7 protein-coding genes and 2 pseudogenes are annotated in these 12,114 nt (G+C 64.3%); 3 read left to right on the top strand and 6 right to left on the bottom strand.

Annotated elements, in window-relative coordinates; genetic code table 11:
* Nucleotides 1-7: 7 nt before the first annotated feature.
* Entirely contained in the window at nucleotides 8-706 is a 699-nt protein-coding gene (locus G6N13_RS21810) for an LppX_LprAFG lipoprotein (protein WP_170310463.1), read from the bottom strand.
* 130 nt (nucleotides 707-836) lie between these two features.
* On the opposite strand from G6N13_RS21810, the gene G6N13_RS21805 reads away from it, so the two are divergent.
* Complete coding sequence (locus G6N13_RS21805) at nucleotides 837-1,436, top strand: riboflavin synthase (RefSeq protein ID WP_163700418.1); 600 nt, start codon at nucleotides 837-839, stop codon at nucleotides 1,434-1,436.
* A 449-nt stretch (nucleotides 1,437-1,885) separates the two neighbouring features.
* Here the strand turns inward: G6N13_RS21805 and G6N13_RS21800 are convergent, their stop codons facing one another.
* Nucleotides 1,886-2,386: a hypothetical protein gene (locus G6N13_RS21800; protein WP_163700416.1), complete on the bottom strand. Its 501-nt coding sequence runs from the start codon at nucleotides 2,384-2,386 to the stop codon at nucleotides 1,886-1,888.
* Nucleotides 2,387-2,540: 154 nt separating this feature from the next.
* Here G6N13_RS21800 and G6N13_RS21795 point away from each other — a divergent pair, with 154 nt between their 5' ends.
* Nucleotides 2,541-5,675 (top strand): beta strand repeat-containing protein, encoded by a 3,135-nt coding sequence (locus G6N13_RS21795; protein ID WP_220096766.1) that lies wholly within the window; start codon nucleotides 2,541-2,543, stop codon nucleotides 5,673-5,675.
* A gap of 28 nt (nucleotides 5,676-5,703) precedes the next feature.
* Here G6N13_RS21795 and G6N13_RS21790 read toward each other — a convergent pair.
* The 3 genes and pseudogenes from G6N13_RS21790 to G6N13_RS25480 form a co-directional block, all read right to left on the bottom strand.
* Nucleotides 5,704-6,592: pseudogene (locus G6N13_RS21790) on the bottom strand (IS5 family transposase).
* A 45-nt stretch (nucleotides 6,593-6,637) separates the two neighbouring features.
* A pseudogene (locus G6N13_RS25485) lies at nucleotides 6,638-6,928 on the bottom strand (IS110 family transposase); the annotation flags it as partial.
* 822 nt (nucleotides 6,929-7,750) lie between these two features.
* Nucleotides 7,751-8,107 carry a hypothetical protein gene (locus G6N13_RS25480; RefSeq protein WP_163694299.1) on the bottom strand — a complete coding sequence of 119 codons (357 nt, stop codon included), beginning with the start codon at nucleotides 8,105-8,107 and terminating at the stop codon, nucleotides 7,751-7,753.
* Between the two features lie 94 nt (nucleotides 8,108-8,201).
* Between G6N13_RS25480 and G6N13_RS21775 the strand changes: the two genes are divergently transcribed.
* On the top strand, nucleotides 8,202-10,481 hold the full coding sequence (locus tag G6N13_RS21775) for an Ig-like domain-containing protein (RefSeq protein ID WP_235677857.1): 2,280 nt from the start codon (nucleotides 8,202-8,204) through the stop codon (nucleotides 10,479-10,481).
* Here the strand turns inward: G6N13_RS21775 and mgtE are convergent.
* Nucleotides 10,478-11,863 carry a magnesium transporter gene (gene mgtE / locus G6N13_RS21770; RefSeq protein WP_163700406.1) on the bottom strand — a complete coding sequence of 462 codons (1,386 nt, stop codon included), beginning with the start codon at nucleotides 11,861-11,863 and terminating at the stop codon, nucleotides 10,478-10,480. The genes G6N13_RS21775 and mgtE overlap by 4 nt on opposite strands.
* Between the last annotated feature and the right edge of the window lie 251 nt (nucleotides 11,864-12,114).

Raw genomic sequence — 12,114 nt, 5'->3', positions numbered from 1 at the left:
CAGGCCGTCAGACGGCGGGCTTGGTGACGGTGACCGGCTTGTCCCACTCGGACAGCGTGATCTGAATGCTGCCGCCGTTGCCGGTGTCGGTCTTGGCCTGCACCAGCTGATGCGGATCGGCCTTCTGGATCCACACGGTGGCGGGCAGCGGATTGGTCGCCTTGAGCGGAATCAGCTTGTTCATAGCGTCGGCGCTGACCTTGCCGCTGATCCGCACGGTGTCCACGCCATTGATGGTCTCGCTGGCGTTGGACTTGGCGTCGGTGATGCTGGCGAGCCAGTTGGCCAGGCCGTTGTCCGGGTTGAGGACCACCGACGGGTCGTAGATGTCCTTGGCGGGGCCCATGTCCAACCAGTTGTTCGGGGTCAGCGCCGCGTATAGAGTGCCGTCGAGGACGACGAGCTGGATATCGACGTCCGAGCCGCCCATCGAGATCGTGGAATTGCCGGACACCGCGACAGCGGGAATGTTGGTCAGGTCGCCGGCGAGCTTCTTGACCGGCAGGCCGTCGATCTTGCCGCCCACAGTGATGTCGAGGTGGGCACTCTTGAGGCCCTTGGTGACCGCGATCGACTGCTGCAGCAGCCCGGCGGCGTCCGGTAGCGGTTCGGATGGCTTCGACGATGACGAGCAGCCGGCGACGGACAGGGCTGCTGTGGCGAAGAGGGCGACAAGGACGGCATACATTCGGCGGCGCGTCGGCATAGGTGCATCGTAGAGGGTCGAGCCGACGTGATCGGCGCCACCAGGCGGGGTGGAGCCGGTGATATGGGCCGCTAGCTGCGTTTTTAGTGGGACTAAGCGAGTGTCGCCGGGGCCGGGCTAGATTGAGCGCGTGTTCACCGGAATCGTCGAGGAACTGGGTGAGGTTGTCGGCAAGGAGGAGCTGGCCGACTCGGCCCGGTTCATCATCCGCGGCCCTGTCGTGACCAGCGATGCCCGCCACGGCGACTCGATCGCCGTCAACGGTGTATGTCTGACTGTCGTCGACGTGCTGCCGGGCGGGCAGTTCAGTGCCGACGTGATGGCCGAGACGCTCAACCGGTCCAGCCTGGCCGCTGTCGGTGTCGGCGGCGCGGTGAACCTGGAACGGGCCGCGGCGATCAACAGCCGTCTCGGCGGGCACATCGTCCAGGGGCACGTCGATGGCACCGGGCGGGTGGTGTCCCGTACGCCGTTCGAGTACTGGGAGGTCGTGCGGATCGCGCTGCCGGCCGAGCTGTCGCGGTACGTCGTCGAGAAGGGTTCGATCACCGTCGACGGCATCTCCTTGACGGTCTCCGGGCTTGGTGACGACTGGTTCGAGGTGTCGTTGATCCCGACGACCCTTTCGCTGACCACTCTGGGTCGCTCTGGCCTCCGGACGCTGGTGAATCTCGAGGTCGACGTCATCGCGAAGTATGTCGAACGGTTGCTGGCCGATCGCGAGCGGTGAGCTGCGGTGACCCAGTGAGCATCTGATCCGTGTCAGCTAATCGCTTGATCAGGTACGGGTGTTTGCTGAAGGCTGACTTCCGGCGGAATCCGGTCAGCGTCTCAATGGTGCCAGAAGAGCGCCAATGTGCCTCGGCGCATCGTTTGTGAGGGCTGGGAACTGTCACGGTCAACCACGACGGCCTGCTGCCGACCGCCGTTGAGCCGTGCTTTGCCCGACTCCGCAGCGCGGTATGCGTAAATCTCCTGATTTAAGCGACTGAAACACGATCGCCACTGCGTGAGACACGCCGACGCCTGTCGCCTCCTAAATGTTCATTTCACAAGCTTCTTGTCAATTTCCTGGGACAGAACCTTGGCGAACCTGTGAGCGGGGTGTTACGTTTCGGTGTCAACAGAGTGGCGCGCACGTCGGGGAGGGTCTGTGAGTTCCAAGAAACGGGCAGGTCGTCACAGCAAGCAGGCTGCTCGCCATCGGAAGGTCGTCTCTCGCGCCAAGAAACGCGCGGCTCGCAACGGGATTTTCGCGGCTGCGGTAGGCCTGGGTCTGGCGGTGAGCGTCGGCCAGGGCATTGCCGCAGCCTCCCCGGACGGCGGGTCGTCGGACTCCGGAGCACCGCATTCTGCGGGTAACTCGGGGAGCAATTCCAGCCACTCTGCGACGTCGAACCGCACCGGTGCAGCGGCTGGCCCGGCACGCACCCGACCGACAGCCAAGGCACCGGCCTCGAACTCCAACAGCGGTTCCACAACGGTCGTCCGGTCATCGGGCTCGGCCCGGTCACTCGCCGCAGCCGGTACTTCGACCGACACCACAGACACCACCGGCACCACAGACACTACCGGCACCACAGACACTACCGGCACCACCGGCACCGCCGGCACCACCGGCACCACCGGCACCACCGGCGCCACCGGCGCCACCGGCGCCACCGGCGCCACCGGCACCACCGATGGGACCGCTCAGCCGGATCCCACGACAGTGCCGACCGCTGACTCCTCAACGACGGCGACAGCGACGGATGGGCCGGCAACGTCGGACGCTATCCATCCAAAAGTGACCTCCGCGAGGAGTGTCGCCAGCGCCCCTTCCGCGGCTGCTGTTGTGGCCTCCAGGGCCCCATCTGCTGCCGCGTTGTCGATGAACGGCGATCTGTCGATCGTTCAGGGCGACGCGGGACCAATCACCACCCCGGCGCGCTACGACATCCAAACATCGCTGGATGCCTGGGGTGCGCAGCTGGATGCCCTTCTGGCAGCGCCACTTTCGGCGGCTAACGCGTGGCTCAAGACGCCGATCGACATTCTGAACATGTTCTTCGTGTCAAGCATCACTGTCGACAGGTTGTCGTACGGGTTGAATGCGCTGGGAAGCCTTATCAACCAGTTCGTGCCGCCGTTCAAGATGGCGGACGGTGCGCCGTCGATTATCACCCTGGCCTCCGTGTCGGGCGCGGTGCTCGCCGGAGCGATCACGCTGATGAACACCTCCCAGACTGCCGACATCAACCACTGGCTAGACGAGGGTTGGAGCCTCGCCCAAGCGATCTACAAAATCGCCTCGAACCCCATCCTCTACGGGCTTACCACGGACGACATGGACGGTGTCATCGGGGCTGCACGGTCTGCCTTCCTCGCCCCGAAAAAGGTCCTGGACATGCAGGTCAACCTCGGTCAAGCGCCGAACCCGGTATCGCTCGCCATGTACGTCGTCGTGGTCGCGATCTTCCGCCGGTTCGCGGAGGTGGCGACCGACCACCAACCCGTGGTGACGGACATGCAGCAGACCAGCCAGCATCTGCCGGGTGATAGCGGCACGACAGTGTCGGGATACGTGCAGTTCTACGATCCCGACGGTGACCCGATCACTTCGTTCGGCTTCACCGAACCCAATGACAGCCGGTTCACCGTCACTGTCGTGGACGGTACCAACGGGCGGATGAACTGGAAGGTCTGGGACTGGAATCCACTGGGCCCCTCGACCCCCAAGACTCTGACGTTCACCATGACGGTTCTCGCCCAAGGCGATGGCCAGATCAGCGTCTCCCAGCCGTACATGCCGAACGGCAACGAAACCAAAAAAACGGTCACCGTCACGGTCTACTACAACCAGGCCGTGGGGACGATGACCAACACGGTCACGAGCACCTCCGGGCTGGGCGTGGTTCGCGGTGTGGTCTCTACACCGGCGAGTCCGGACAACCCGACGACCTATACGCTCAACGGCGCCAGCGGGGGAACGGCGTACACCGCCAACGGCGGCATCATCAAACTCAATTCGGCGACCGGCGCGTATATTTACACCCCGAACCGGGCATCGAGCGCGACGACGGACTCGTTCCAGCTGACGAGCACTGACAGCTTCGGCCATACCTATACGACTGCCGTGTCGGTGCCGGTGAGCTCCGCGTCGCCGGTGACCACTTTCAACACCCGGACCGGCACGGTGACCGGCGGCCTGGCCATCCCCACGGGCAGTGCCGACGTCGGGCTGATGAACTACAGCCTGGGCACCGGTCCCAACCCCGCCAGGGGCACGGTGACTGTGAATGCCGACGGCACTTTCGTCTACACCAGGTCGGCGACGGCTGGATCGCAGCCGACGACGGACTCGTTCACGATCCTGGGCACCGACAGCACCGGGAAGACGGTCACCGTCGCTGTGGTCAACGTCAACGCGACCCTGGGCAACAGCGCGCCGGTGGGCACGGGTCTGACCACCGACTCTCCCGTTGGCGCGCCGACCTACAACGCGGGAGGCGGTCCGCGCGACGAGCAGCACACGACGGGCACGCTGCACGCGACGGACGCCGATGGCGATCCGGTGACGTTCGCTGCCGGCACGTACACCACTGCTCAGGGCGGGTCGATCACGGTCAGCGCGAACGGCACGTTCACCTACGACAAGAACGTGTTCGCTCCCTTCGGAGTTCACAACAGCTACTGGCATACCCACGCTGTCGACGGTGACCCGGGCGACACGTTCACCATCAATGTCAAAGACAGTTACGGCGCCACCACCGCGGTGACGTACTCGGTCCCGATCGCGAAGCTCAACGCACCGCCCACGGTCGACGGCGGAACGGTGAACAACAGGACCACCTCGGCCATGGGTGTGGTTCGCGGCAAAATCGCGGGTGCCGATGGTGACGGCGACAGCCTCACCTACAGCATGGTCGGCGCCACGAACGGCTCGGTGTACGGCTCCGGTGGCGGCATCATCAAGATCAATTCGGACGGTTCGTTCGTGTACACCCCGAACGCGGGAGCCACGTCGGATACGTTCCAGGTGCTCGTCAACGACGGCCATGGGGGCATTACGCAGGCGACGGTCACCCTGAACGGGCTGACGACGCCGTCGCCGCAGACCAACACCAACGGGGTCGCGGGTGTCACGAATGGTTCGCTCGACGTCCCGGCCGGCGACACCGGACTGGGGCTGACGTACAGCCTGGGCAGCGGCCCGTCGAAGGGCACCGTGGTGGTCAACGCCAACGGCACCTACACCTATACCCGGACGGCGGGCCTGGGTCACAGCACGTCCCCGAGCGATTCGTTCACCATCACGGCGACCGATTCCACCGGCAAGTCCGTGATCATCGCGACGATCAACGTCGCCCCGTCGGTGAGTAACAATGCGCCTGCCGTGTCTGTCATCACACAGCCGACGGTCGGAACTCGCAGCGGGACGACGCAGACCACCACCGGCAAGATCCAATGGAGCGATGCCGACGGCGACGCGATGACGATCAACGGACAGGCCGCCCCGACCGGCACCAACACCATCACGCTCAGCACCAGAAACGGTGGCACCGTGGTGCTCAAGGGCGACGGAACGTTCACCTATACCCGCACTGTGAGCAACGCGCAGTCGCACCAGGCGGCCAAGATCGGTGCCGCCGACAGTGATGTGAACGACTACGTCGACATCACGGTCGCCGACGGCTACGGAGGTAGCACCGCTACCGCAGTAAAGGTGGCGGTGTACGCGACCAACAGCGCGCCGACGATCTCAGGTGGCTCGAAGTCCCTCAGAAACGTCCTCACGATTAAAGTCGATGATGCTGACGGGGACAGCCTTTCATTCGCCCACAATGGCTCCAGCTTCACCTTCGGCGGTCGTGGAGTTTCGACCAGCACCTTGTGGGGCGGCAACACGCTCACCGTCACCGACGGCTACTACGTCGTCAACAACGGCGTGGTCACCAGCACGCCGGCGAGCACGACGAAGTCCTGGTAGGGCGCTCCCGACGTCTAGGTCGTGTCTGCTAATTGCGGACACGGTGGAAGGTGATGATTGCGGCTAGGGTGACTCCGCCGAGGTAGCTCAGAGCGTACTTGTCGTAGCGAGTGGCGATCGCGCGCCAGTGTTTGAGGCGGTTGAAGCATCGCTCAATGGTGTTGCGATGCTTGTAGATTCGTCCGGAGAATGCGGGTGGCCGTCCACCTTTGCTGCCTTTGGCTTTGCGGCGGTTGATCTGATCGCTGCGTTCGGGGATGGTGTGGGAGATCTTGCGCTGCCGCAGTCGAGCGCGGGTCAAATCGTGGGAATAGGCGTTGTCGGCCAGGAGGCGGAACGTGTCGATATCGGTGTCACTGAGCAGGTCCAGCAGTGGCCACAGCATCGGATTGTCGCCGGCTTGGCCAGCTGACAGTGACATGACTACCGGACTGCACCGCTGGTCGGCCAGCGCATGGATCTTGGTGGTCAATCCGCCACGGGAACGCCCGATCGCATGGTCATCGGGCTCGTCGGAGTATTTCTTGTAATTCGACAGATCCCCCTGTGTGCCGACCCGGGCGGGCACCCGCGCCGTGCTGATGGACACGCACGCTGGTCGAATCCACGGCCAGCAGCAGTTCGACCAAATCGGCGTCGGCGTCATCGGCGCCGAGAGCGGAGACGCGCGAGATCGCGGCGAATATCTGTGCGTAGGTGCCATCGGTGGACCAACGCAGATGTCGTTGGGCCACTGACTGCCAGGCGCCGAACTGCTCGGGAAGATCACGCCATGGAGATCCGGTCCGAAAACGCCAGATAATACCTTCCAGCGTCAGCCGATGATCGTTCCACGGCCGGCCCCGACGGCGACCGCAGGGCAGTACCGGCTCGATCACCGACCACAAATCATCAGAAATCACATCAGTCCGCAGCACCTAAACAGCATCAAGCACAACACCGTTCACACTAAGCAGACACGCCCTGACCCGATCACCAGACGGCCGCTGCAACTTCGAGGGTGCTGCCACCAAACACACGATCCGCGCCGCCACCAAGAACCGGGCCAACCCGAAACCGGTCGGACCCGCCTCGTAGGTCACCGCCACCCGGCCCGGCAACGACCGCAACCATTCCAAAATATCCTGATAATTCGGGGTCAACCGACGTTCGACCACCTCACCGGTGTCCCCGTCAAGAGCACATCCAACGACCGAACGTGCGTGCACATCCAAACCAACACTCATACGATGACGTTTCACTGGGGCCTCCATCCACATCTGTGGCTCTACCGGCCAGGACCCAATTCCTGACGGCAACCCACGTTTACATGTGGCGAGGCCCCAGCCTCCCCATACCGTCTAGGCGCCATGCCTAGTCGGAACGCGGTGACCGTGGCTGCAGGCAGCTACACGTTGGCCGACGCCGACCGTCGACAAGTACGACAACGGCAACATCAACGTGATTGAAGTCGATGATGCTGACGGGGACAGCCTTTCACTCGTCCACAATGGCTACAGCTTCACTTACGGTGGTCTCGGCGACCAAGTCCTGGTAGGGCGCTGCGCATCACCTCTACGTGGACGGTGGTCGTAACGCTGCCCTGGCCGACCGCGCTCCGATCTGCGCAACATTTTGCTGGCCCAAGAATTAGATTTGGCGCTCCGACGCGCCAAATCGACGATTGTCACAGCGAATGCACAGCTCAGAGTTGTTGCGACACATTCGACGGTGTGGATTCTTTGCGAGGCGATGGAGGCAGTGTTACGTTGCGAGAGCAGGAAAGGGGCGCACCTACTCACGCACAGGTGAATAAGTAGCGTTCTCACATCTCGTCGGTAGGGAGTGTCGATGACTTCGAAGAAGAAGCAGACAGGTTGCCATAGAAATCAGGCGGCTCGTCATCGGAGAGTCGTCGCACGCAACAGGAAGCGCGCGGCACGCAACGGTATCCTGGCCGCCGCGGTCGGCTTTGGCCTGGCGGTAGGTGCTGGCCAGGGCGTGGCGGCGGCCGCCACTGCCGGAGGGTCGTCGGATTCCGGTTCGAAGCCGACTTCGACGGAGGATTCCGCCAAGGCTTCTAGCGCGACCGTCGCTCACAGCGCCGTCGGTTCGGCCAAACCCCGGCCCACTGGCCCGTCAAACAGCGCGTCGCCATCGACCGCGTCCAAGGGCACCAACTCACCGACTGCGACCGCCGTGTCGACAAAGACGAGCGTGGTTGTCACTGCCGCCTCAACAGATTCGACGGCCACCAGCAATTCCACCGCCGCAGCGACAAGCGCTACGTCCACGTCGATTGCAACCGCAACGTCCAAGGCTGCCGCCGCGGCGGCGGTGCCGACTGCAACCGCAACGTCCAAGGCTGCCGCCGCGGCGGCGGTGCCGACTGCAACCGCAACGTCCAAGGCCGCCGCCGCGGCGGCGGTGCCGACCGCTGCTGCGACAGTCACGGCCGGGACGGGGGCGTGGTACTTCGACGGCGCTCTGACCTGGGCACTCAACCGGCTCGCCGGGTGGCCCGGACTGCCGCAACCGTTCGTCGCGGTGACTAACTACCAAGCTGATCGGAGTTTCGACGCCGCCGACGCTCAGCTCGATTCCTTGGTTGCGAACGCGGGCGTGGGCAGTCCGGCCAGGTGGGTTCCCGATCTGATCGGCATATTGCACCTTTTTGTCACCTCGGCGATCCCCACCTATACGTTCAGTGACACCCTCAAGGCGTGGGGTGACTTCCTGAACCGGGTAGTGCCGCCCTTCACCATCACCTCCGCGGCGGGCACCTTCGGCATCATCACGCCGTACAAGATCATGGGTGCTGCGGTCGCTGGGGCGGCAACGGTTCTGACGGACATGCTGAACAATGTCTACAACCCGGCCCAGTGGGAGATCGATGTCATCTCTGCGACCACTGGGGCTACCGTCACCAGTGGTGACCTCAGTGACCTCACCAGTCTCGTCACCAAGATCGCGGCATCTGTAGTCCTCGGTAAGGGTGCGTACAGCAATCCGACAGATGCGTTCAACCTAACTCTGCCGACTTGGACCGCGGCCCAAGTGAATCCGTTCACGGTCGTGACCTACGTCGCGCTGGTCGGCCTGTACAAGCGGTTCCAGCAGATGGCTGCCCTGGAGACCTTCACGACCAGCACTGGGTACGGGAGTTGGCTCTACACCCTGGGGAGCGGCAGCTCGGAATCCGAGTACGCGGCGGGAGCGTTCACCGCCGTCGATCAGGACGGCAACGCGGTGAGCTTTCAGCCCGCGGACGGGAATACCTACACCTCGGCAGGCGGGGCGTTGGTGACCATCAACACCTACGGCGGTGGATACACCTACACCAACACGCTTCCCGGCGCAGCGTTCTTCCACAAAGCAACCTTGGAAAACCCGGCCGATAGGTACGACACCGTGAACATTCCGGTGACGACCGCGGACGGCGCGCCTTACACAGTCACCTTCAAGATCCAGATCATCAATGGGACGAACACCCCTCCGACGGCATCCCCGTCGAATAGCGGCGCCGACGCGCTGGGCGTGGTGCGCGGCACCGTCGGCGGCAGCGATGCCGACGGTGACGCGTTGACCTACTCGTTGGTCAGCTCGTCGGTCAACGGTTTGAGCGGTAACTCCGCCTACACCAAAAACGGCACCAACAACGGGGGCATCGTCACCCTCAACTCGACGACGGGCGCGTTCACGTATGTCTCGAGCTCGACGGCTGGCACCTCGCAGAGCTTCCAGGTGCAGGTCGACGACGGCCATGGCGGCAACACCACCGCGACGGTCACCGTGCCCAACACCACCTCGATCACCCCGTCCAATGTCAACACCTCGACGCAGAATGTCGAAAGCGGTTCGGTGCCAATCCCGACTGGGGACGGCGGCATGTTCACCTACAGCCTGGGCACCGCCCCGACGAAGGGCACTGTGACGTCGTTCAACGCGGCCACCGGTGCCTTCACCTACAGCCGCAACTCGACTCTGGGCCACACCACGTCGCCCGCCGACATGGTCACCGTGATCGCCACCGACGCCAACGGCCGCACGGTCACCCTGAGTCTGCCCGTCAGCCCGACGGTGCCCAACACCCCGCCCGCGATCTCCCAGACAACGATAAACGCGGGTAGCACCAACTCGGCGCAGTGGGGTTTGAACACGAGCACCTGGACGCAGACGACCACCGGCAAGATCACCGCGACCGACGCCGACGGGGACAAGCTCACCTACTCGCTGGTCAATCCGAGTACCCACGCCGCCGTCACGACCACCACCAACGGTGGCACGGTGACATTCAATGCAGACGGCACGTACACCTACACGATCACCAACAACCAGGCGTACTTCCACGGTGCGGCGAAGATTGGCGCGACCGGTACGGCGGTGGACGACTCATTCACCGTCGCGGTCGATGACGGGTTTGGCGGCACGGCCTATGCCACGGTCAACGTCCCCATCTACGCGGTGAACACCGCGCCCTCGATGAGCACCAACAGCCCGGTGTGTGGCTTCGGCATCTGCACGGCGACGGCGACGCTGAGCGACGCCGACGGCGACTCTCTCAGCGGTGCTCTGAACACGTCCAACAACGGCACGGGCAGCCCGTGGTACACCCTCTCTCGGGGGTCGGTGACCATCAACGCGGGGAGCCAGCACACCTTCAGTTGGACCGGCAACAGCAACGGCGCCGGTACCCAACAGACCGGTATCCAGACCTACACGGTCTATGACGGCTACTACCGGGTCGTCAACGGCGTAATCGATAACACCTACCCGACGCGGGCGTGGGTCCAGTGGAATGGCACCACCAGGACCTTCGGGAACTAGAGCCCGGCCAACTGCGGCAGCGTGGCGTGGGCGATCCAGAAGTAGATGATCAGCCCGGTGCCGTCGACGATGGTGGCGATCATCGGTGCCGACACGACCGCGGGGTCCACCTTGCACTTCTTGAGGATCAGCGGCAGCACCGAGGAGACCAGGGCCGACCACAGCACGATCGCGGCGACCGTCAGGGACACCGTGATGGTGATCTGCGGTCCGACCCCCAGCGTCCACGAGCGGATGATCGCGGCGGCGGCCATGGTGAGGGCGACGAGGAAGCCGGTCGACATCTCCTTGGTCAGGATCGCCGGCAGATCACGCAGCCGAACCTGCCCGGTGCCCATGGCTCGCACGAGGGTGGTGGTGATCTGGGTGCCGGTGTTTCCGCCGGTGCCGATCAGCAGCGGGATGAAGAACGCCAGCGCGACGACGGCCTCCATCTCGTCCTCGAACGCCCGCAATACCGTGCCGGTGTACGCCTCGGCGACGAACAACACGAGCAGCCAGACAATTCGCTTGCGCCACAACCGAAACGGTGAGGCGCGGAGGTAGGGGACCTCGAGAGGTTCCGAACCACCCTGGCGTTCGGCGTCCCGCGTCGCCTCCGTCTCGAGGATGTCGGCCGCGGCGTCGGCGGTAAGGACACCGAGCAGCCTGCGATGCTCGTCGACCACCGGCAGCGCGGCCAGCTCGTAGTCGACCAGCGACTGGGCGGCCTGCTCCGCGTCGACCGTGGGACGAACCCAGACGGGATCTTCACTGCTCAGCTCCGCCACCGGCTGATCGGGCTGGGCCAGCACCAGATCCTGGAACTCCAGAAACCCGGTCAGCCGGAGGTCGTCATCGGTCACGTAGATCAGAGCGCCGGCCCGCGCCCTGCTGCGCACCTGCGCACTCTGGGTGCGCAGCAGGGCCTCCGCCTCGGCGGCTGTGATCGAATCCGGAATGGTGAACACGTCGGGCAGCATGTGGGCGGCAACCGAGGTCGCAGGCCAGCGCAAGGCCCCGCGAAGAACCAGCGCCTGAGACTCGTTGACCTGCGCGAGCAGCTTTTCTCGGGCCGAATTGGTCAGCCGCCGAAGGACTTCGGCGGCCTCGTCGGTTTCGAGTGCTTCCAGCCACCGCGCCGACTGGGTGACTTCGGCCGCTCGCACGATCCGGGTGGCCAGGTCGGGATCGACCGAGCCGAGCAGCTCGGGACCCGTCGAGGCGTCGAGCAGGGACGCGAAGCGGGCGAGCTTATCCCGCGACATCGCGCCGACCTGACGAATTCGCTCGACCGACCCCGCCGACCGCAGCCATTTGTCGACCGCGGCGGCGGAGTCCAAGTGGTCGGCTCGGACGGGCAGCACACCGAGAACGCCGACATCAAGACCCGGACCCTTCATCGCACTCCTCAGTGTTGGCTTCGCTTCCGAAGCTATGAGACTGCACGGCCGGCACCCCGATGTCAACCATAGGGCAGTGAGCCCTGAGTGTTCATCCGTCGTTCACCCCGCGGTCCGTCCCGCCACGTACGCCACACCGCACAGCTGGCCTGCGGTTATCCGAAGACGCGGGCGCCGGTCGGGCCGCTGAACAGGACGGGCAATAGTGGGCCGCCTGTGGTGGTTCATACTGTCTACAGCAGCATCAAGTG

The organism is Mycolicibacterium sarraceniae (genome assembly GCF_010731875.1).
Classification (GTDB): domain Bacteria; phylum Actinomycetota; class Actinomycetes; order Mycobacteriales; family Mycobacteriaceae; genus Mycobacterium; species Mycobacterium sarraceniae.
Note: the sequence above shows the minus strand (reverse complement) of the source record. Positions and strands in the feature narration are given on the sequence as shown.